Source organism: Paenibacillus sp. FSL H7-0735, assembly GCF_038008505.1.
Lineage (GTDB): Bacteria > Bacillota > Bacilli > Paenibacillales > Paenibacillaceae > Paenibacillus_AQ > Paenibacillus_AQ odorifer.
In genome coordinates, this window is the sequence record NZ_JBBOZH010000002.1 from 708,526 (window position 1) to 729,288 (window position 20,763).

12 protein-coding genes, 16 tRNA genes and 2 rRNA genes are annotated in these 20,763 nt (G+C 46.1%); 2 read left to right on the top strand and 28 right to left on the bottom strand.

All coding sequences use genetic code 11. From position 1 onward, the window contains the following. Positions 1 to 23: 23 nt before the first annotated feature. The 4 genes from NSS82_RS30665 to NSS82_RS30680 all read right to left on the bottom strand — a co-directional run bounded on the left by NSS82_RS30665 (position 24) and on the right by NSS82_RS30680 (position 4,817). A complete protein-coding gene (locus tag NSS82_RS30665; protein WP_036685567.1) occupies positions 24 to 962 on the bottom strand; it encodes an ABC transporter permease in 939 nt (312 codons plus the stop codon). Continuing rightward, on the bottom strand, positions 959 to 2,005 hold the full coding sequence (locus NSS82_RS30670; protein ID WP_076272247.1) for an ABC transporter permease: 1,047 nt from the start codon (positions 2,003 to 2,005) through the stop codon (positions 959 to 961). The genes NSS82_RS30665 and NSS82_RS30670 overlap by 4 nt, the downstream gene beginning before the upstream one ends. Beyond that, positions 1,998 to 3,560 (bottom strand): ABC transporter ATP-binding protein, encoded by a 1,563-nt coding sequence (locus tag NSS82_RS30675; protein WP_036685571.1) that lies wholly within the window; start codon positions 3,558 to 3,560, stop codon positions 1,998 to 2,000. The genes NSS82_RS30670 and NSS82_RS30675 overlap by 8 nt, the downstream gene beginning before the upstream one ends. A 117-nt stretch (positions 3,561 to 3,677) precedes the next feature. Next, on the bottom strand, positions 3,678 to 4,817 hold the full coding sequence (locus tag NSS82_RS30680) for a BMP family ABC transporter substrate-binding protein (RefSeq protein WP_076272246.1): 1,140 nt from the start codon (positions 4,815 to 4,817) through the stop codon (positions 3,678 to 3,680). Positions 4,818 to 5,146: 329 nt separating this feature from the next. Between NSS82_RS30680 and NSS82_RS30685 the strand changes: the two genes are divergently transcribed. Beyond that, positions 5,147 to 5,902, top strand: coding sequence for an AraC family transcriptional regulator (locus tag NSS82_RS30685; RefSeq protein WP_076220078.1), 756 nt, complete (start codon positions 5,147 to 5,149; stop codon positions 5,900 to 5,902). Between the two features lie 137 nt (positions 5,903 to 6,039). Here NSS82_RS30685 and NSS82_RS30690 read toward each other — a convergent pair. From NSS82_RS30690 to NSS82_RS30780, 19 genes are all read right to left on the bottom strand, one after another. Then, positions 6,040 to 6,118, bottom strand: a tRNA-Leu gene (locus tag NSS82_RS30690). Between the two features lie 14 nt (positions 6,119 to 6,132). Beyond that, positions 6,133 to 6,206: transfer RNA gene (locus NSS82_RS30695), tRNA-Cys, on the bottom strand. Between the two features lie 10 nt (positions 6,207 to 6,216). After that, a tRNA-Gly gene (locus NSS82_RS30700) sits at positions 6,217 to 6,291 on the bottom strand. A gap of 6 nt (positions 6,292 to 6,297) precedes the next feature. Continuing rightward, positions 6,298 to 6,372: transfer RNA gene (locus NSS82_RS30705), tRNA-Gln, on the bottom strand. 19 nt (positions 6,373 to 6,391) lie between these two features. Further along, positions 6,392 to 6,467, bottom strand: a tRNA-His gene (locus NSS82_RS30710). A gap of 43 nt (positions 6,468 to 6,510) precedes the next feature. Then, positions 6,511 to 6,586 (bottom strand) — tRNA-His (locus tag NSS82_RS30715). Between the two features lie 23 nt (positions 6,587 to 6,609). Then, positions 6,610 to 6,683, bottom strand: a tRNA-Trp gene (locus NSS82_RS30720). A gap of 6 nt (positions 6,684 to 6,689) precedes the next feature. After that, positions 6,690 to 6,775: transfer RNA gene (locus NSS82_RS30725), tRNA-Tyr, on the bottom strand. Positions 6,776 to 6,780: 5 nt separating this feature from the next. Next, a tRNA-Thr gene (locus NSS82_RS30730) sits at positions 6,781 to 6,856 on the bottom strand. A gap of 28 nt (positions 6,857 to 6,884) precedes the next feature. Then, positions 6,885 to 6,960: transfer RNA gene (locus tag NSS82_RS30735), tRNA-Phe, on the bottom strand. A gap of 10 nt (positions 6,961 to 6,970) precedes the next feature. Continuing rightward, positions 6,971 to 7,048 (bottom strand) — tRNA-Asp (locus NSS82_RS30740). A gap of 25 nt (positions 7,049 to 7,073) precedes the next feature. Beyond that, positions 7,074 to 7,150, bottom strand: a tRNA-Met gene (locus NSS82_RS30745). A gap of 16 nt (positions 7,151 to 7,166) precedes the next feature. Then, positions 7,167 to 7,242, bottom strand: a tRNA-Val gene (locus NSS82_RS30750). A gap of 55 nt (positions 7,243 to 7,297) precedes the next feature. After that, positions 7,298 to 7,372 (bottom strand) — tRNA-Glu (locus NSS82_RS30755). An 18-nt stretch (positions 7,373 to 7,390) separates the two neighbouring features. After that, positions 7,391 to 7,483, bottom strand: a tRNA-Ser gene (locus NSS82_RS30760). A 3-nt stretch (positions 7,484 to 7,486) separates the two neighbouring features. Continuing rightward, positions 7,487 to 7,562 (bottom strand) — tRNA-Asn (locus NSS82_RS30765). Between the two features lie 61 nt (positions 7,563 to 7,623). Next, positions 7,624 to 10,550: ribosomal RNA gene (locus tag NSS82_RS30770) — 23S ribosomal RNA — on the bottom strand. 263 nt (positions 10,551 to 10,813) lie between these two features. Then, positions 10,814 to 12,371 (bottom strand): 16S ribosomal RNA (locus NSS82_RS30775). Together the 16S and 23S rRNA genes with 16 tRNA genes alongside form the textbook arrangement of a ribosomal RNA operon. 426 nt (positions 12,372 to 12,797) lie before the next feature. Further along, entirely contained in the window at positions 12,798 to 13,676 is an 879-nt protein-coding gene (locus NSS82_RS30780; RefSeq protein ID WP_036680149.1) for a nucleotidyltransferase-like protein, read from the bottom strand. 127 nt (positions 13,677 to 13,803) lie between these two features. On the opposite strand from NSS82_RS30780, the gene NSS82_RS30785 reads away from it, so the two are divergent. Then, positions 13,804 to 14,169 carry a DUF2614 family zinc ribbon-containing protein gene (locus NSS82_RS30785; RefSeq protein WP_036680151.1) on the top strand — a complete coding sequence of 122 codons (366 nt, stop codon included), beginning with the start codon at positions 13,804 to 13,806 and terminating at the stop codon, positions 14,167 to 14,169. Positions 14,170 to 14,286: 117 nt separating this feature from the next. On the opposite strand, the gene NSS82_RS30790 is transcribed toward NSS82_RS30785, so the two are convergent. The 5 genes from NSS82_RS30790 to gatB form a co-directional block, all read right to left on the bottom strand. After that, positions 14,287 to 16,008, bottom strand: coding sequence for a glycosyl hydrolase family 18 protein (locus NSS82_RS30790; protein WP_076273600.1), 1,722 nt, complete (start codon positions 16,006 to 16,008; stop codon positions 14,287 to 14,289). A 210-nt stretch (positions 16,009 to 16,218) separates the two neighbouring features. Continuing rightward, the gene (gene perR, locus NSS82_RS30795) at positions 16,219 to 16,650 is read right to left on the bottom strand and encodes a peroxide-responsive transcriptional repressor PerR (protein WP_036680160.1); all 432 of its coding nucleotides are present in this window, start codon (positions 16,648 to 16,650) and stop codon (positions 16,219 to 16,221) included. 126 nt (positions 16,651 to 16,776) lie between these two features. Further along, positions 16,777 to 18,678, bottom strand: coding sequence for a DUF4097 family beta strand repeat-containing protein (locus NSS82_RS30800; RefSeq protein ID WP_256718587.1), 1,902 nt, complete (start codon positions 18,676 to 18,678; stop codon positions 16,777 to 16,779). 45 nt (positions 18,679 to 18,723) lie between these two features. Continuing rightward, complete coding sequence (locus NSS82_RS30805) at positions 18,724 to 19,194, bottom strand: GNAT family N-acetyltransferase (protein WP_076136940.1); 471 nt, start codon at positions 19,192 to 19,194, stop codon at positions 18,724 to 18,726. 122 nt (positions 19,195 to 19,316) lie between these two features. Further along, positions 19,317 to 20,762 carry an Asp-tRNA(Asn)/Glu-tRNA(Gln) amidotransferase subunit GatB gene (gatB, locus tag NSS82_RS30810; RefSeq protein ID WP_036680163.1) on the bottom strand — a complete coding sequence of 482 codons (1,446 nt, stop codon included), beginning with the start codon at positions 20,760 to 20,762 and terminating at the stop codon, positions 19,317 to 19,319. Between the last annotated feature and the right edge of the window lies 1 nt (position 20,763).

Genomic DNA, 20,763 nt, shown 5'->3' on the forward strand with positions numbered 1-20,763 from the left:
CTGTGTATCAATCATTTCAATCGCTATTTAACTAGCGGGCTTTTAAGTTTTTTATTCTTTTTTCGTGTCTCAGATACTGCGTAGATCACAAGTCCAATTACTGTGGCTACATAAGGAAGAGTAGCGATTAGCTCCGCAGGAATCTTCAACACCTGTAGAGCATTCGACAATGCATCTGCAGTACCAAATAATAAAGAGGTCAGCGCCGTGCCTACGGTCGTACTTCTTCCCATCGACTCAGCGGCAATGGCAATCCAGCCCCGGCCAGCGATCATATCGCGGGTAAACAGTGACAAATACCCCATCGACATATAAGCACCGCCTAAACCGGCAAAAAATCCGCTAAGCAGCAAAGCCATATACTGTATTTTCACAACACTTACACCCACGGATTGAGCCGCATGTGGATTTTCGCCCACTGAACGAATGCGCAGTCCAAGCGGTGTACGATTTAATAGATAGTAGACAACAAACACAGCCAATATAGAAACATACGTCAGAATGTGATGCCCCGATAAAATAGGTCCAAGCACCGGGATATCCTTCAACAAAGGAATCTGGACACTAGGCAAAACTTTACTCGCCAGAGAAGTGGAAGAACCCTTGTCGCCACTAAGCAGATAGAGGATAAACACAGTTCCTCCCGAAGCGAACATATTAATGGCCACACCCCCGAGAATGATATGTGTTTTGAATTTCAGGGTGAAAAAAGCTAATATTCCAGCGATCAATGTTCCAGACAGCACCGCCCCAAGCAGACCTACCCACGCGCTATGCGTATAGCTGCTTATGATTACACCCGCTAAAGCGGCAACAAGCATGATACCCTCCATCCCAATGTTAATGATCCCTGCACGGTTGGAGATGAGTGCGCCGAGCGCGGCGAACAGAATCGGGGTCGTCACGCGAAGGACAGAGAACGCAAAGTCAGTTGTAAAAATTACATCAAACAAACTGTTCACGCTTCCTTCGCCTCCTTCAAGAGCATCCGATTTTTCCAGAACTTCAGAAATTGCTCAGCCGAAATCAGAAGAATGATAATTGCCTGTATAATTGAGATCATCTCTGAAGGTACATCAGACAGTCGCGACATCATGTCAGCCCCAATTCGAATGTACGCTAGGAACAATGCAGAGCCGATTACGGACAGCGGATTATTTTTGGCTAACATCGCTACAAGGGCACCATCCAAACCATAACCAGGCAGTGACGTCCATTGGAAACGGTTATACATCCCCAGCACTTCTACGGAACCCCCCATACCTGCGATAAAACCTGCAATCAAGTGAACGAGAATAATAACCTTGGCTGTCTTCATACCGGAATAACGGGCAAAGTCCCGGTTGATGCCTGTCATGCGCAGCTCATATCCCCATTTCGTTTTGTATAGGAATAGATGAGCTGCAATAATAAGCACGATAACGATAATAAGACCGGTATGAATCCGGGTGCCCGAGACCATTTTACTCAGCAGTGCCGTTTTCTCGAATTTGTAGGATACATTGGCAAAAGCTTTAGCATCACGTAGATGATAGTTCAGTAGGTATAGCCCTACTCCGAACAAAATATTATTGAACATTAAGGATGTAACCAACTCATTAGCATTCCATTTTGCCTTCAGAATACCAGGTATTGTTGAGAGCAACGCTCCTACAATTGAACCTGCAGCAATAGCTACCATCGGATGCAGCCAGCCGTCCAACGTTAAATGAATAGCCAATACGGAAGTTACAACACCGGAGAAATAGAAAATCCCTTCAGCTCCCAGGTTGAACATATTGGCTCGAAACAACAAGGATACTGCCAACCCAGTGAACATGAGCGGAATCGCCATCTCAATCACATTACCAATATGACCTTTACTGGATAACGGCTCTAATAGGAATATACCAATCGTCTTCACAGGCTGATTACTGACCAAAGAGATGATCAGAAAGGCAATAGCGAGTGCAATAACGATTACCGCCGATGTCCGAATGTACTCAAAATATTTAACTTTAAACATGATTTACGGCCCTCCCGATGTGCTCCTCGTCCTGTCGATGAATCCCCAGCATATAAAGACCTAATTCTTCCTCACTAACCTTAGAGGGCTCCTCGAAAAAGGCAACAATCTTACCCTCGTACATTACTAGCAGACTATCGCTGATCTCCAAGATCTCATTCAAATCTGCCGACACTAGCAAAATCGCGCAATCGTCTGAACGTAATTCCAACAACTTTTGATGTATGAACTGGGCTGCGCCTATATCCACACCCCGTGTCGGCTGTTCTGCAATAAGCAGCTGCGGTTCAGTCGAACACTCTCTAGCTACGACTACCTTCTGCATGTTACCACCTGACAACATTCCTATGGGCTGAGAAGGTCCTGAACAGCGGACTTTAAATTCCTCTACAAGGGATACTGCTAGCTTGGCAATTCGTGAGCCATTCAAAAAAAGACCTTTATTCATTGCTTTTGTACGATACTGAGTAGATAGCAGATTATCAGCTATACTTGCCTCACTAGCGATCCCTTGCCGCATCCGATCCTCCGGTATATAGGAAACGCCTAGCTTACGAATATCCAAAATATCCGATTCACGGATATCCTTTCCCTTCACTAGTACAGAGCCCTGACTTGAGACACCTCTCAAGCTACCTGTAAGAGCTTCAATGAGCTGTGTCTGCCCGTTGCCTTCTACACCAGCAATCCCAACGATCTGCCCACCACGTACCGCAAAATTGATATCCGACAATAATGCTTTGCCATCTGCATCATTCACACTGAGTCCCTGCACCGTTAGTACTGGCTCACTAACAGCCAGAATCTCTTTGTCATATTTCAGCACGACGTCTCTGCCGACCATTAGTCGCGAGATTTCCTGTTCTGTCACATCCTGTGTTTGAAAAACACCTTCACTACGGCCGCTGCGCATAATCGTAATTCTGTCGCAAATCGCTTTGACTTCCTTTAATTTGTGCGAAATAAAAACTATCGTATGACCCTGTTCCCTTAATTGCTTAAGCTCGCGGAACAATTCCTCTGTTTCCTGTGGAGTCAACACCGCAGTCGGCTCATCAAGCACCAGAATTTTCGCACCACGCAGCAGCGCCTTAAGAATCTCAACCTTTTGCTTCATCCCAACTGTAAGATCCTCTACTTTTGCTTTAGGATCCACGGCCAGATTGTATTTCCTTGCGGTCTCTTCCGTCATGCGCACAGCCTCGGCATAATTAATGCCAACTCCTCTGCGCGGCTCCATACCCAGCACCATATTCTCTGCCACCGTAAACGAAGGTACCAACATGAAATGCTGGTGGACCATGCCGATGCCTCTATCAATGGCGTCCTGAGCGGATTGCAGCTTCACTTTTTCACCCTTGATATAGATCTCGCCTTCACTTGGCTCTTCCATGCCGAACATAATTTTCATTAAAGTCGATTTACCAGCACCGTTCTCACCTGCAATCGCATGTATTTCTCCCTCACGTAAAGAAAAATGCACGTCTTTATTTGCAACGACGCCATTGGGATATACCTTGGTAATTCCCCGCATTTCCAGCAGAGCTTTGTACATAGGTCTCAACGCCTTTCAACTTGGAGGTCTGCAAAAATATACAGCTGGAATTCCCCTGACTAGAAGAATCTCCAACTGTAGGTTTATCTCTATAGAGCTGATCTTAAGATTTAAAGCTTAAGGCTTAACTGCGTTACGAATAGCTTCTACCTCTGCAGTTTCCATCCCCATCGCATTATCCACTTTAATTTCTTTATTGATCAGCTTTTGCTTCACTTCTTCAACCTTGGCCTGAAGATCAGCCGGGAATACATTTTTATAAATATCATTCTCAGCAATACCTACACCATCATCTACAAAGCTCAACACATCACGTTTGCCCATTTCTAGCGTTCCCTCTTGCAATCTCTTCACTGCACCTAGAATAGCCGTATCAATCTTTTTAATAGATGAAGTAACGATTAGATTTGCTTTTTCACTATCCGTATCGTTAATCAACATTGCCTGATCGGAGTCTACACCGATTGCATATTTTTTCTTCTCTTTAGCTGCGTCAAAGATCCCAAGACCTGTACCCCCAGCCACGTTAAAAATAACATCCACACCGGAGTTATATTGAATTAGAGACAGCTCCTTACCTTTTGCCGGGTTAACAAAATCACCAGCGTACGACACAGCCACTTTTACATCAGGATCAACGTACTGAGCACCTTGAATGTAGCCGACCAAGAAAGCATTAATCCCCGGAATATCCATACCGCCCACAAACCCAATCACATTCTCAGGGGTAGCATTCGGCATATCCGATTGTGTAGCTAATGCTGCTACGGCACCTGCCAAGAAAGATACTTCATTTGTCGCATAAGACATGTTGTACATGTTATCTGGTGCTTCATCGATGTCGGTATCATAATTAATGAATTTTTTGTCTGGATACAATTCTGCCGTTGCATTAAACATCTCTGTAATTTCAGAACCGCCAGAAATAATTACATCCCAATCCTCGGAAGCGATATCGTTAAATGTAGGCTCCCATTTCGTTTTATCAACGCCCATTTCAACAACCTTTGTTACTGCACCTAGTTCATTCTTAACCTTTTGCAAGCCGTTATTAGCGGAATCAAAAAATGATTTATCCCCAAGTGTCCCCGGAATCAGCAATACAACCTTGAGTTTATCCCCTGAACCTGTTTCTCCACCCTCAGCAGCGTTTGATCCAGTATTCGCAGAAGAACCGTTATTGGACGTGTTATTCCCACATGCTGTGACCAGAACCATCACCATTAATAACAACAAAGAAAGAACTTTTTTATTCATTACTCTATTCCACCCCTAATTTTAGTTGGTTAGTAATCCGGCAGAATCCCCATCTTCACCCATTGTATAATTCACGGTTCAAATGGAAATTCTCTTTTTTCCAAATAAAGTATCATTAAAAGTAATAAATTTAACGTTTAGGCTCAAAAATAGCAATAAAAATACCATTATTATTAATAATCCGCTTTATTTCCGAACGAGATGGCCAGTCAGGTTGCGAACTTTCGGATTTATTGATACGATCATAACAAATATTATTAAAAATAATTATATGATTTCGGTCATAGTTTTGTACGATTCGGCTAAAACATAAGTATTGGAGGATCATCATGGATCGTGTTCTATATATTGTAAGTGCCACACATGAGCTAAATACTTATATCCCTCCACACCAGCATGAATGCTACGAACTAGTCTATTATTTACAGGGGGTAGGGACAACCAATGTTGGCCCCCGAAGTTACCATTTTCGCTCCTCTTCTTTCGCGCTTGTGCCACCCAATCATAAACATGACGAGCACCACCGTGAGGATGCAAATGTATTATTTGTAGGCTTCCACTCGGAACACCCTAATATGAGTAATCTGCTCGGCGTATATGAAGATGATAAAGATCAGACCGTTCTTCAAATCCTGCTGCGAATGAAAGCAGAGTTTACACGCAAGCAAGACGGATTCTCTGAGCTTCTAAACCTACAAATGAGCGAGATTACCGTCCATCTTATGAGGCTTCTTAGTGCCTCTGGATATCAATCCCCAACAGAAGACCGAGTACAATATGTCCTTAATTATATGAATGAGCATTATCGCCATAAATTGTCCGTCGAAACACTATCAGAAATGTCCGGATATAGCTACGATCGTTTTCGCCATCTATTTAAAGAACGGTTCGGGTCTTCACCCCTGCGGTATTTGCTGTTAAAACGCCTGGATTATGCAAAATCTCTATTACGTCATACTCAGATGCAAATCTCTGAAGTATCTGCTGCTGCAGGTTTTGTGAACGATGCCCAATTCTGCAATATGTTTAAACGAGAAATAGGTCATACCCCGCGAGCATTCCGCATTAATAATCAATCAGGTTAATCACTAATCAGATTAAAAAAAGCCGTTGAAATAGAGAAACTCCTCTATTCAACGGCTTAATCCTGTAAAACTAAGAACATAAAGAAAAAAGGTTAGTAAGATTGCTTATAAAAGCATTCTTACTAACCTTTTTAAGATACCGGCGAGAGGACTCGAACCTCCACGGTTTCCCACTCGATTTTGAGTCGAGCGCGTCTGCCATTCCGCCACGCCGGCACATATGAACTAAATGGAGGCGCCACCCAGATTTGAACTGGGGATAAAGCTTTTGCAGAGCTTTGCCTTACCACTTGGCTATGGCGCCATGTAAATTTTGGAGCGGACGACGGGAATCGAACCCGCGACCCTCGCCTTGGCAAGGCGATGCTCTACCGCTGAGCCACGTCCGCATAAAATGGCTGGGGATATAGGATTCGAACCTATGAGTGACGGAGTCAAAGTCCGTTGCCTTACCGCTTGGCTAATCCCCAATAACATTTTAAAGTAAAATGGGGCGACTGATGGGTCTCGAACCCACGAATGCCGGAACCACAATCCGGTGCGTTAACCCCTTCGCCACAGTCGCCATATTAAGTTGATATTGTTGCCATTATTCATTTTAAAGAAAATGGGGCGGCCGATGGGTCTCGAACCCACGAATGCCGGAACCACAATCCGGTGCGTTAACCCCTTCGCCACGGCCGCCATATTAAACTTTAGAAAGAACTTGGCAGGGGCAGCAGGAATTGAACCCACACCAACGGTTTTGGAGACCGTTGTTCTACCTTTAAACTATGCCCCTAAAAACTGGTGGAGGATGATGGATTCGAACCACCGAACACTTACGTGAGCAGATTTACAGTCTGATGCGTTTGGCCACTTCGCTAATCCTCCAAGGATGGTGCCGGCGAGAGGACTTGAACCCCCAACCTACTGATTACAAGTCAGTTGCTCTACCAATTGAGCTACACCGGCATGGCACTCATTCTTTTGTGATGATAAATGGTGGCTCGGGACGGAATCGAACCGCCGACACGAGGATTTTCAGTCCTCTGCTCTACCGACTGAGCTACCGAGCCATGATGAAAATGGCGGAACCGACGGGATTCGAACCCGCGATCTCCTGCGTGACAGGCAGGCATGTTAGGCCAACTACACCACGGTTCCAAAAGATATAATTGCTTAAGTTAATTGGTTGCGGGGGCAGGATTTGAACCTGCGGCCTTCGGGTTATGAGCCCGACGAGCTACCGGGCTGCTCCACCCCGCGCCAGTAAAATATGTTATGGTGGAGGCTGAGGGGATCGAACCCCCGACCCTCTGCTTGTAAGGCAGATGCTCTCCCAGCTGAGCTAAGCCTCCATAAACAACAATTGTTATTGTACCAAAGTCCACTAGGATAAATCAAGTGAAAATTTGGTGACCCGTATGGGATTCGAACCCATGTTACCTCCGTGAAAGGGAGGTGTCTTAACCCCTTGACCAACGGGCCATACTAATTAAAAATTTGTGGCGGAGAGAGAGGGATTCGAACCCTCGAGACGCTTGTGGCGCCTACACGATTTCCAATCGTGCTCCTTCGGCCAAACTCGGACACCTCTCCATATGGCTCCCCGAACAGGACTCGAACCTGTGACAACTCGATTAACAGTCGAGTGCTCTACCAACTGAGCTATCAGGGAATATTCATACCAGGCTTAATCGCCTGAAAACTGAATCCGAAACGAATCTGCATTCTAAGTATAGGATAAGCCCTCGACCGATTAGTATTGGTCAGCTCCATGCATTGCTGCACTTCCACCTCCAACCTATCTACCTCGTCGTCTTCAAGGGGTCTTACTAATTGGGAAATCTCATCTTGAGGGGGGCTTCACGCTTAGATGCTTTCAGCGCTTATCCCGTCCGTACGTAGCTACCCAGCCATGCTCCTGGCGGAACAACTGGTGCACCAGCGGTACGTCCATCCCGGTCCTCTCGTACTAAGGACAGCTCCTCTCAAATTTCCTGCGCCCACGACAGATAGGGACCGAACTGTCTCACGACGTTCTGAACCCAGCTCGCGTACCGCTTTAATGGGCGAACAGCCCAACCCTTGGGACCTACTTCAGCCCCAGGATGCGATGAGCCGACATCGAGGTGCCAAACCTCCCCGTCGATGTGGACTCTTGGGGGAGATAAGCCTGTTATCCCCAGGGTAGCTTTTATCCGTTGAGCGATGGCCCTTCCATGCGGTACCACCGGATCACTAAGTCCGACTTTCGTCCCTGCTCGACTTGTAGGTCTCGCAGTCAAGCTCCCTTATGCCTTTGCACTCTGCGAATGATTTCCAACCATTCTGAGGGAACCTTGGAACGCCTCCGTTACTCTTTAGGAGGCGACCGCCCCAGTCAAACTGCCCGCCTGACACGGTCCCCGTACCCGATTAGGGTACTAGGTTAGAACCTAGATACGATCAGGGTGGTATCCCAACGGCGCCTCCACCGAAGCTTGCGCTCCGATTTCTACGGCTCCCACCTATCCTGTACAGATCGTACCCAAATTCAATATCAAGCTGCAGTAAAGCTCCATGGGGTCTTTCCGTCTTGTCGCGGGTAACCTGCATCTTCACAGGTATTAAAATTTCACCGGATCTCTCGTTGAGACAGCGCCCAAGTCGTTACGCCATTCGTGCGGGTCAGAATTTACCTGACAAGGAATTTCGCTACCTTAGGACCGTTATAGTTACGGCCGCCGTTTACTGGGGCTTCGGTTCATAGCTTCGGGTTACCCCTAACCACTCCCCTTAACCTTCCAGCACCGGGCAGGCGTCAGCCCGTATACTTCGCCTTGCGGCTTCGCACAGACCTGTGTTTTTGCTAAACAGTCGCTTGGGCCTTTTCACTGCGGCCCCCTCGTGCTATTCACACTACCGGGGCACCCCTTCTCCCGAAGTTACGGGGTCATTTTGCCGAGTTCCTTAACGAGAGTTCTTCCGCGCGCCTTAGAATTCTCTTCTCGCCTACCTGTGTCGGTTTGCGGTACGGGCACCTTCTCCTGGCTAGAGGCTTTTCTTGGCAGTGTGAGATCATGACCTTCGCTACTATAATTTTCGCTCCCCATCACAGCCCAGCCTTAACGATGTGCGGATTTGCCTACACATCAGCCTCACTGCTTAGACGGACATCCATCAGTCCGCGTCACTACCCTCCTGCGTCACCCCATCGCTCATAGCGGATTACGGTGGTACAGTAATTTCAAACTGTTGTCCTTCGACTACGCCTTTCGGCCTCGCCTTAGGTCCCGACTTACCCTGAGCGGACGAGCCTTCCTCAGGAAACCTTGGGCTTTCGGCGGATCAGATTCTCACTGATCTTTTCGTTACTCATACCGGCATTCTCACTTGTGTAGTGTCCAGCGCTCTTTTCAGTACACCTTCAACCCCTACACAACGCTCCCCTACCCCAGATACATACGTATCTAGCCATAGCTTCGGTGGTGTGTTTAGCCCCGTTACATTTTCGGCGCAGAGTCACTCGACCAGTGAGCTATTACGCACTCTTTCAATGGTGGCTGCTTCTAAGCCAACATCCTGGTTGTCTGTGCAACTCCACATCCTTTCCCACTTAACACACACTTGGGGACCTTAGCTGATGGTCTGGGCTGTTTCCCTTTTGACAATGGATCTTAGCACTCACTGTCTGACTCCCGGCAATAAGTATATGGCATTCGGAGTTTGACTGAGCTTGGTAATCCTTGCGGACCCCGCACCCAATCAGTGCTCTACCTCCACTACTCTTATACCGAGGCTAGCCCTAAAGCTATTTCGGGGAGAACCAGCTATCTCCGAGTTCGATTGGAATTTCTCCGCTACCCCCACCTCATCCCCGCACTTTTCAACGTACGTGGGTTCGGGCCTCCAGTGCGTGTTACCGCACCTTCACCCTGGACAGGGGTAGATCACACGGTTTCGGGTCTACGTCCACATACTCATTCGCCCTATTCAGACTCGCTTTCGCTGCGGCTCCACCTTCTCGGCTTAACCTTGCATGTTAAACGTAACTCGCCGGTTCATTCTACAAAAGGCACGCCATCACCCATAGATCGGGCTCTGACTTTTTGTAAGCACACGGTTTCAGGTTCTATTTCACTCCCCTTCCGGGGTGCTTTTCACCTTTCCCTCACGGTACTGTTTCACTATCGGTCGCCAGGTAGTATTTAGCCTTAGCAGATGGTCCTGCTGGATTCATACGGGGTTTCACGTGCCCCGCACTACTCGGGATCCGTCTCGGAGAGAATACAGTTTAGGTTACAGGGCTTTTACCTCTATCGCGGGCCTTTCCAGACCTCTTCACCTACCATATTCCTTTGTAACTCCATGTGAGACGTCCCACAACCCCTAAGAGCAAGCTCTTAGGTTTAGGCTGTTCCGCGTTCGCTCGCCGCTACTGACGGAATCACTATTGTTTTCTCTTCCTCAGGGTACTTAGATGTTTCAGTTCCCCTGGTCTGCCTCTACACACCCTATGTATTCAGGTATGAGTAACTGCGAATTACCACAGCTGGGTTTCCCCATTCGGACACCCCCGGATCAAAGCTTGCTTACAGCTCCCCGAGGCAGTTTCGTTGTTCGCCACGTCCTTCGTCGGCTCCTGGCGCCTAGGCATCCTCCGTGTGCTCTTATTAGCTTAACCTTGATTTTTCCGCAGGAAAATATCATACGATGACATTCTCTTTTGGAATCATCTCACTAATAACATTTACTTGTTTGCACAAGTTGCTAAAAGATGTTCTAAAACGCAAATTCATTTCGGTATCCAGTTTTCAAGGATCAAGTCTTACTTGAGAGCTTAAACTCTCAAAACTGAGCAACGAGTGAGTAACAGGCCTAAACCTGAGTTTTGGAAGCTGAGCTTCCGATTTGAATGTCTTCATTGCAGAAGACGATTCTCCATAGAAAGGAGGTGATCCAGCCGCACCTTCCGATACGGCTACCTTGTTACGACTTCACCCCAATCATCTACCCCACCTTCGGCGGCTGGCTCCCTTGCGGGTTACCCCACCGACTTCGGGTGTTGTAAACTCTCGTGGTGTGACGGGCGGTGTGTACAAGACCCGGGAACGTATTCACCGCGGCATGCTGATCCGCGATTACTAGCAATTCCGACTTCATGCAGGCGAGTTGCAGCCTGCAATCCGAACTGAGACCGGCTTTGATGGGATTGGCTCCACCTCGCGGCTTCGCTTCCCGTTGTACCGGCCATTGTAGTACGTGTGTAGCCCAGGTCATAAGGGGCATGATGATTTGACGTCATCCCCACCTTCCTCCGGTTTGTCACCGGCAGTCACTCTAGAGTGCCCAGCATTACCTGCTGGCAACTAAAGTTAAGGGTTGCGCTCGTTGCGGGACTTAACCCAACATCTCACGACACGAGCTGACGACAACCATGCACCACCTGTCTCCTCTGTCCCGAAGGCCGCTGCTATCTCTAGCAGATTCAGAGGGATGTCAAGACCTGGTAAGGTTCTTCGCGTTGCTTCGAATTAAACCACATACTCCACTGCTTGTGCGGGTCCCCGTCAATTCCTTTGAGTTTCAGTCTTGCGACCGTACTCCCCAGGCGGAGTGCTTACTGTGTTAACTTCGGCACCAAGGGTATCGAAACCCCTAACACCTAGCACTCATCGTTTACGGCGTGGACTACCAGGGTATCTAATCCTGTTTGCTCCCCACGCTTTCGCGCCTCAGCGTCAGTTACAGCCCAGAAAGTCGCCTTCGCCACTGGTGTTCCTCCACATATCTACGCATTTCACCGCTACACGTGGAATTCCACTTTCCTCTTCTGTACTCAAGCCACCCAGTTTCCAGTGCGACCTCAGGTTGAGCCCAAGGTTTAAACACCAGACTTAAATAGCCGCCTGCGCGCGCTTTACGCCCAATAATTCCGGACAACGCTTGCCCCCTACGTATTACCGCGGCTGCTGGCACGTAGTTAGCCGGGGCTTTCTTCTCAGGTACCGTCACTCCGGTAGCAGTTACTCTACCGGACGTTCTTCCCTGGCAACAGAGCTTTACGATCCGAAAACCTTCATCACTCACGCGGCGTTGCTCCGTCAGGCTTTCGCCCATTGCGGAAGATTCCCTACTGCTGCCTCCCGTAGGAGTCTGGGCCGTGTCTCAGTCCCAGTGTGGCCGTTCACCCTCTCAGGTCGGCTACGCATCGTCGCCTTGGTGGGCCGTTACCCCACCAACTAGCTAATGCGCCGCAGGCCCATCCCTCAGTGACAGATTGCTCCGTCTTTCATTCTTCTCTCAGGAGAAAAAAGAAATTATCCGGTATTAGCTACCGTTTCCGGTAGTTATCCCAGTCTGAAGGGCAGGTTGCCTACGTGTTACTCACCCGTCCGCCGCTAAGTTACTTTGAAAGCAAGCTTTCAAAGTAACTCCGCTCGACTTGCATGTATTAGGCACGCCGCCAGCGTTCGTCCTGAGCCAGGATCAAACTCTCCAATTAGTATTGAAAAGAGCGATATGCTCATTTTGAAACATCTGACGAGAAAATTAATTCTCTAATTTTGGATTTCACTTACGTGATTTCCTACTCACTCGTTGTTCAGTTTTCAAAGATCAAGCCGTTTATTTCGTCGATGTGTTGTTCAGCAGCGACCTTTATAATATATCACAGCACCCTCGTTTTAGTCAACCTTTTTTTTAATTTCTTTTTTCGGTTGTCTTTCGAATGTTTTCGAAAGCACATCTCTGTGTCAGAGGGACGAGTTATAATTTAACACATGAACAAGGAAAGAGTCAACCATTAATTTTTCTGAATAAATATGAGCGTTTCATATTAGTAAACAAATAAAAAAGAGAGTGCTCAGCCTCTCCCTATCCTTGCTCATCTCTCTATAATTAAACATCTTCTACTGTATCTAATTCATCTCTATAATGTATAGCGGATCGCATGCCCTTCTCCCTCGTGAACATCAGCCCAAGATGTAATCTCTCGGATTAGCGAACGAGAAACCAGCTTTCGTAAAACAAGGGGTAGTTCAGACTCTAATTGACTCAGACCTGAATGCTGCAGTAATTCTTTAATGCTCCATGCTTCCTTACGGCTATTCAAAATATTAAAGAGCAATAGACAACAGTCCGTCATTTTGGACATAATCCCAAATTCACATGCAAGAAGCACAAGCTCCACACGTTGCTCTAAGGTCTCAGTACTGACCGTTAACTCCTCATAAAGTTTATGAACAGAGGTATTCATGCTTTTAACCTGCTCCCAAATAGCTGGCTCGGGGAAAGCACCCACTTCACTCACTTCTATTCTTGCCCAATGATATAAGGCTATCAATACACAGTTGTAAGCATCCATAATAAAGCCAGCCTCTATATAGCGCTTGGATTTCACATACATATGCAAAAAGCGGGCAAACTCCATAAATGCGACCCGTTCCTTGATCGGTCCTTCAAATTGCAATATCTCGCTGCGCATTTCCTCGAGTATTCCCTTGGGGTCCCAGATCACTTCCCCCCTCATCAAACTGATAAGAAGTTCGTTATTATCCCCTGCCATAACAGCCTGCTCCAAAGCAAATAGGCCGATATGGACTGACTGGGTCCGTTGGTCACCGGCAATGGTATGGCGAACAATATGCTCTCTATCCTGTTCTTCATGCAATACTAACACTATCATATCAAAATCTTGAAGAAGTGCGCTTTGAAACGGAATATCCCCATTCTGCCGCAAAACGACCGCTCCTAAAACATTCTCATCAAACGTTTCTCCACTCAACAAAGTTACATTGGACAGTTCCATGCTTCCCTCCATTAAATTTGGCGATTTTGCGTCCAGTCAGTTATAATTCAGTTATAATTATTATTCTACATATGAAAGACAGTTCCTTCTGGACAACCCAACTATATTTAGTTAGGAGCAAACACTCATGAAGTTTAAAACGGCTAAGATCAACGCTTTTCGCACATGGGGATTACTGCTCACAATGCTCGGAATGGGACTTATGGTTTTGGGTACAGCGGGCATCGTGTTTTGGGGCTCAACTGGAAAAGTATTCGCTGGAATCGGTCTTGTAATCGGTTTAATCTCAATGATGGCAAGTCTTGCAATCTATTTCTGGGCTGGGATGCTGTCAACTAGCGCAGTCCAACTGGAATGCCCTGAATGTCACAAGCTGACCAAAATGCTGGGCAAAACAGACCGCTGTATGTTCTGCCATACCATCCTTACTATGGATCCAGCTGAGGCCAATATTACTGCGGAACAACTTAAGAGTCAGCAGCTTAATCAATAAAACACATCTTACAGAAGCTTATTACTAGCGATTTATAATGCAATCAAACATTTGCTTAATACAACAAAGGGGCCCCTATATTGGGAGCCCCTTTGTTTATTATGAATGAAATAATAATTACTTATGAATCCCTTGTAATGCCTCCCACGCAGACAGATTACTAAAGCTGCGATTCCATGAACCGATGCCACCAAGCCCTAAAGACTTAGCAAGCTCAACTCTAGCTTTTAAAGAAACTTTGTCTTCGATCCATATTTTTTTAAGAGCGCCATCTTCCTTATACTCAACGTAATTCTGCCCAGCTGCCTTATCAAAGGTTGGGGTTAGCTTCTTCTCTTTAATAATTTTTTCAACGGCATTCATACTAACCGATTTAGAGCTTACTTTGGTCTTGCCATCCACCTGGGCCTCAGTCCAAATTCTAGTATACAGTGGAATCCCTAGAATCAGCTTCTCAGGCGGTACATCGTCTTCCTCTATGATCCGGCTTAACGAGCTTTCTACCCACGGCAGAGACGCAACAGAGCCCGCGATAGGACTTGCAGCCCAATGCTCGTCATAAGCCATAACAATAAGATAATCCACTACTGAATTAAGAGCCTTACGATCAAGGAAAGCTGACCACATCTCACTGTTGGATTTAGGCGTTACGTCTATGGAGACGATTAAGTTTTTGGCTTGAGCCATAGGTTTTAGCTCTCGCATAAATTGTGTAACATTCTCCCCGTCTTTCGTATATACATTCTCAAAGTCAATATTAATTCCATCCAGCTTGTATAAATCTGAATACTCGAGGATCTGTACGATCGCGTTCATCCGCTTCTCATAGCTCGATAATGCCTCAGTGGTTATGTCTGGATCAAAACTATTGCTGAGCAGCCCCCATACTTCCAACCCGCGCTCATGTGCCCACTGCACATACGCACTGTCAGCCTGACTTCGCACATTCCCATCACCATCTATGATACTGAACCAAGTCGGGCTAGCCACGTTAACACCTGGAAGCTCACCAAATGTACTTGGATCAGGTTTGCGTTGATAAACAGCTTCCCAATACAGATTTACTGACTTCCCTTTCCAGCTTCGTTCTGCCCGTGAGGGAGTGGTGCTTTTGGGTTCCACTGTCTTTTGACCGTCCGAGATAATATCACTAGCCTTGGCATAACCCGCGTAACCGCTGCTTAACTGCACATACAGCCAGTCCTCATTTTCCTTATTCCAAATACTAACACTGGCTCCCGGGGACATATCCGCCACGATGGGTGCGTGAATCGACGCTTCGTTGCGAAGAGCGACTGTCTTATCTTCGGCTTCACCTTTCACTTTTCCCAGCGGTACAGTCTCCCCTGCTGTCATTAACAGCACAGCCCCGGTAGTCGTATCCTCTTGAATCTCAAACCCATACAGATCTTCTAAAACATCCGCAGGAAGATAAGTTATCTTTTCCTTAACTTCAGGTGCCAGTCGCAGCTGCAGCGGACGATTGTTCAAACTGGCATCGGTTTTATCCTCTTGCATATATAGAAGTTCACTTTCCGTTGATAGGATGACCGATTTAGTCTTTTCTTCATAACGAATAGATGAGTCCACATGTTCCTGCAGTAATGGTAGAGGTAAAAGCATGCTATCACCGGTTCCTGAGGCGGAATATCCTGTTAGCTCTCCTTTTACGAAGATAGGATGTTCTAGGCCTTTCCAGTCTGGATCGATGTGCTGGCGATTTGGCATTACAAAAAACACAACCCAATAAGCTGCTGCCGCAATGAGCAAAAGTCCAAAAAAGCGTCGGAAAAGACCTCCGCGCTTTTTGACGCGTTTCTGTCTATATCTTCTGTCCAAAATATATCCTCCAAATACTAGATAATTTTAAGTTAAGTCTAACAATACGATTATAACATCCACTTGGTTCCGGATAACCAGTATAAGTTAGTCATTTTCACTATATTTTGTTATTTTGAAAAAAATAAAAACGTGAGTCCTCCGCTTTCGGATTTCACACGTTTATTGTGTAGCTTGGCTATACGCCCTTGAGTACAGTAGTATTCTGTCTTATTGTTGCTTCTCTCTGCAACATTTGCAAACTCCATGCAATTCCATACGCAAACCCGTAATTTTGAAGCCCGTTTCCTGCTCTGCATGTATCTCTACATCATGAAGCGAAGGATAACTAAAATCTTCAATCTTACCGCATAGCTGACAGATGACATGATAATGATCAGATACATTGGCATCAAAACGACTGGAACTATCCCCGTAGGTCAACTCGCGAACCATGCCGGCTTCCATAAACATCTTGAGATTATTATATACAGTTGCTACGCTCATGCTCGGAAATTTCGGCTCTAGCGCCCGGTATATATCGTCAGCTGTAGGATGATTCATTGCTTCCATCAAATACGTAAGAATCGCATGACGCTGGGGCGTTATACGGACACCTGTTGTCTTTAATTGTTCCAGTGCATGTTGTACTCCACTCCCCATTACTGTCACCGCCTTTTGAATTTAAAAATAAAAGAAATACTTCTTAAGATTGTAAGACCGATTTTTCAATATTGTCAACGAAGTCTATACATTATATTTATTATTATATAAGAAAAATTACTTTTTTCAATATTTCCTAACATTTAGATTGCTATTTCCTTCAACATGAAGCTTGAACTCGCCGGTCCCCACTTCACCTGATACTTTTTTCTTATCAATTGTAAGTTCAGGCAAATCTGAAGTAATATCACCATATCCACTGGAACCATTCACTGTATAGTTGCTTAACATCGGCAAATACAATTGGATGTCACCAACTGCGCTATAAATATCCCAGTCTCCAGCAACATCAGAAGAGCGAACATCAATGGTACCATTTAGAGATTCGGCATGTAGCTTGGATCTGGCTCCATCAACCTCTAAATTACCGTTTTTGGTAGTAATATCGATATCATTGCTATTTCCGATCGCACTAATATTGCCGACAGCCGTCGATAATTTCAAAGCACCGGTAACATCCCAAGCATTCATATTGCCTCCGCTCGTTGTTAAATCAACGCTGCCTTGAACAGATCTGGCACGGACAGCTCCATTCAGTGTTTTTCCCTTAACATTACCAAAGATACGATGAAGGATCAGCTCTCCATTCCCCGTTTCCAGAGAAATGTCTTCAATGGCTTCTACATTCTGCAACGTGATCCCGCCATTCATAGTGCGAACATCGAGGTTAAAACGGCGATCCTCCGGCAAGTAAATGTCTAAATCCATGCGTGGCTGGCGTTTACCGGATTCACCATAGGCCTTGCTATTCGAGGTGATTTTGATGTTGGGCCCTTCAACAACGTCCACAAAGGACTGTTCTGATATAGCTTCAGCCATCGGTCCATCCAACTGATCTACCCAAACTGTCGTCGTAATTTGAATATCGTCCACTGGAGCACGGTGTAATAAAATATCACCATTAATACTATCAATAGATATTTTGGCTGTATTTAACTCCACCGGAACAATTAGTGGGGCTTTCTGATATTTGCTGCCTTTAGCCTCACCATAGTCCACTGCTGCTGCCGTCAGATTAAGACTGACATTTTTCCATAGGTATAAATAATGTTCTTGCTCTGCAACAATAAATACACTCGCAGCTAGTAATATAGCAGATAAAAGCCCACGTAAATCCAATCTGATTTTGGTTCCCTTGGCTGAACGGTTAGAGAAGATAAACATCAGCAGGAACTCAATCCCCCACAACACCGGGATGACAGGCCACCACTTCAAGAGCAGGAGCATAAAGTCAGTTCCCTCTTTCCAATCCAAAAACAAAGGAACAGAAATAGCTATCAGTAATAGAGAAGCCGTATATCTTCCCACGCGCCGCTTGCGAGGTTCATTGTCTTTACGCTGCACAACTGCTCTGGCAATTTCTCTAGCTCCTATAAATAAGCCACCGCATACTAAAATGACAGACACGGCCATTTCGGCATAATGTTCAATAAAGAACTGGAGCCATATTGGTTTTTGCCGGAACAGAATAAGCAGGGCGCCCCCTAAGAGCAATAAGAGTCCAAAGGATATCCCAGGCTCGCTGACGATACTACGACGCTTAGGAGCCTCGTTTGCTTTGATCACAGGAATAGCAAGATCATGATCCTCTGGGAAGCGAAGAAGCCTGTCTGCTGATTGCAATACGTCATACACGTTATAAAAATAGATCGCTGGAATAATGAGCGCAAGTAAAATAAGCAGTGGAACATTGATCTGCATCCCGATGGATGAGAAATACAATAAGGCTGAGATATCCAAAAGAATTAGAAAGATGAAGGTGATCCCTTTTCGGAGAAGCCCAAAATACAAATGCCCCGTCCCAGGGATGAGAGCTGCCAGCAGTCCAGCGATAAATTTACGTTTGCGGTGGCGCCTTTTCGGACGCGGAGGAATAATCCTCTTCTGTATCTCATTCTCCTTAGTCTCTATATCAACAGAACCTTGCAGTTCTTCCTGCTCTGGGAGCATTGCAGAGTCATGTTTCATTTTGGACTCCTCCTTTCGTAAATAGTTGTCTATGAATATCTTTTTTCAAAGAGAACCACTCCGATGAAATTCAATCAATTCAACTCCTGGAGCGACTTCCTCCACACCGGTAGGCAGAAAACCATGTTTACTGTACAACGAAACGGCGGGTGTATTCTTTTTGCCTGTCGACACAATGAATTGCTCCATCCCTGCAAAATGCTCAAATACATATTCCAAAAGATGGCTAGCGATACCTCTACGAAAATAGTCCGGCCCCACCATCATTCGTGTAATCGTCAATTTGCCAGGAGATTCTTCCTCTACAGCAACAGCACCCATTAGTTCCTCATCTTTATCGAAGCAGCCATAAAAATCCTCTTTAGAGCTGCTGAGCATTTCTCTCGTCTCTATCAGAGGTGGTATTTCACGAAAGCCTATAAGTTCAGCTTCCAGTCTATAGGCCTTATGCTGAAGACTCCATAATTCATTAACGGTGCTTTCATCCTGCAGATTTAGCTTGTTAATTGTATTCATCCTAACCAGTCCCCTTATATGCCGCTAAGGGCCTGCCGTTGCCGACAAGCCCTTAGCTTATTACATAAGTATATTACCCCAATTATAAACGCCTTCGGCGTCCTTTTATGGACGACAAGCGTTTAGCTGCTCAATACCTCGATGAGAAGTTTATTAGCAAGACCCGGATTCGCCTTACCTTTACTTTCTTTCATGACTTGTCCGACCAGGAAGCCGATTGCTTTCTGTTTACCTGCTTTATAATCTTCCACTGATTGCGGATTGGCGGCTACCACTGCTTCCACAATCCCTTTAATGGCACCTTCATCGCTGATCTGCACCAGACCTTTTTCCTCAACGATAACAGCTGGCAGTTTACCGCTCTCTAGCATTTCTTTAAATACTGTTTTAGCGATTTTGCTGCTGATGGTTCCGGCTGCAATCAGCCCGATCATCTCGCCTAGCCCTTGTGGTGTAATTTGCACCTGCGACAACTCCAGATTATTACCATTCAAATAGGCAAGCAAGTCACCCATAATCCAGTTAGCTACAGCCTTGGCATCCTGCGTATAGGCAAGACATCCTTCGAAAAAGTCCGCTAACAGTTTAGAGGATGTAATGACGCCTGCATCATAAGCTGTCAGGCCCAGTTCCTCGCTATAACGTGCTTTCCGAGCATCCGGAAGTTCTGGAATCGTTGAACGAATGGATTCTTTCCAAGCATCATCAATATGCAGAACGATCAAGTCCGGGTCCGGGAAGTAACGATAATCATGCGCTTCTTCTTTCCCGCGCATCGATAATGTTTTCCCTTGTGCTTCATCCCAGCGTCGGGTCTCTTGCACAACAACTCCACCATCATCCAGGATCTCAGCCTGACGATATTGTTCATACTCCAGTCCACGCAATACACCGCGGAAGGAGTTCATGTTCTTAAGCTCTGCTCTAATGCCGAATTCCTCTTGTCCTTCTGGGCGTAGACTGATGTTCGCGTCACAGCGCATCGATCCTTCTTCCATCTTGACATCGGATACGTCACAATACTGCATAATCGCACGGATTTTCTCCAGATAAGCACGAGCTTCCTCAGGGGAGCGCAGATCAGGTTCGGATACGATTTCGATAAGCGGTGTTCCCACCCGGTTAAAATCGACAAGCGAGGCAAAACCGCCATCTACGTGCGTAAGCTTACCTGCATCCTCTTCCAAATGAAGACGAGTAATGCCGATCCGTTTGGTCTCTCCGTTAACTTCAATGTCGATCCAACCGTTCAGGCCGATAGGCTGATCAAATTGTGAAATCTGATAAGCTTTTGGTGAATCCGGGTAAAAATAGTTCTTGCGGTCGAATTTGCTAACATCACCAATGGTGCAATTCAGCGCCATCGCTGCTTTCATAGCGTATTCTACCGCTTGTTTGTTGAGCACTGGCAATACGCCGGGGTGACCCAAGCAGACAGGACAGGTATGAGTGTTAGGTGGGGCTCCAAATTCAGTGGAGCATCCGCAAAAGATTTTGGAGTTGGTATGAAGCTCTACGTGAACTTCCAAGCCGATGACCGTTTCGTATTTAGACATAAGTAATCCCATT

Coding starts and splice junctions, on each gene's coding strand:
- NSS82_RS30800 (WP_256718587.1), bottom strand. CDS start 18,678: ATGAAACATGACTCTGCAATGCTCCCAGAGCAGGAAGAACTGCAAGGT.
- gatB (WP_036680163.1), bottom strand. CDS start 20,762: ATGGGATTACTTATGTCTAAATACGAAACGGTCATCGGCTTGGAAGTT.
- NSS82_RS30685 (WP_076220078.1), top strand. CDS start 5,147: ATGGATCGTGTTCTATATATTGTAAGTGCCACACATGAGCTAAATACT.
- perR (WP_036680160.1), bottom strand. CDS start 16,650: ATGGGGAGTGGAGTACAACATGCACTGGAACAATTAAAGACAACAGGT.
- NSS82_RS30680 (WP_076272246.1), bottom strand. CDS start 4,817: ATGAATAAAAAAGTTCTTTCTTTGTTGTTATTAATGGTGATGGTTCTG.
- NSS82_RS30785 (WP_036680151.1), top strand. CDS start 13,804: ATGAAGTTTAAAACGGCTAAGATCAACGCTTTTCGCACATGGGGATTA.
- NSS82_RS30675 (WP_036685571.1), bottom strand. CDS start 3,560: ATGTACAAAGCTCTGCTGGAAATGCGGGGAATTACCAAGGTATATCCC.
- NSS82_RS30780 (WP_036680149.1), bottom strand. CDS start 13,676: ATGGAACTGTCCAATGTAACTTTGTTGAGTGGAGAAACGTTTGATGAG.
- NSS82_RS30805 (WP_076136940.1), bottom strand. CDS start 19,194: ATGAATACAATTAACAAGCTAAATCTGCAGGATGAAAGCACCGTTAAT.
- NSS82_RS30670 (WP_076272247.1), bottom strand. CDS start 2,005: ATGTTTAAAGTTAAATATTTTGAGTACATTCGGACATCGGCGGTAATC.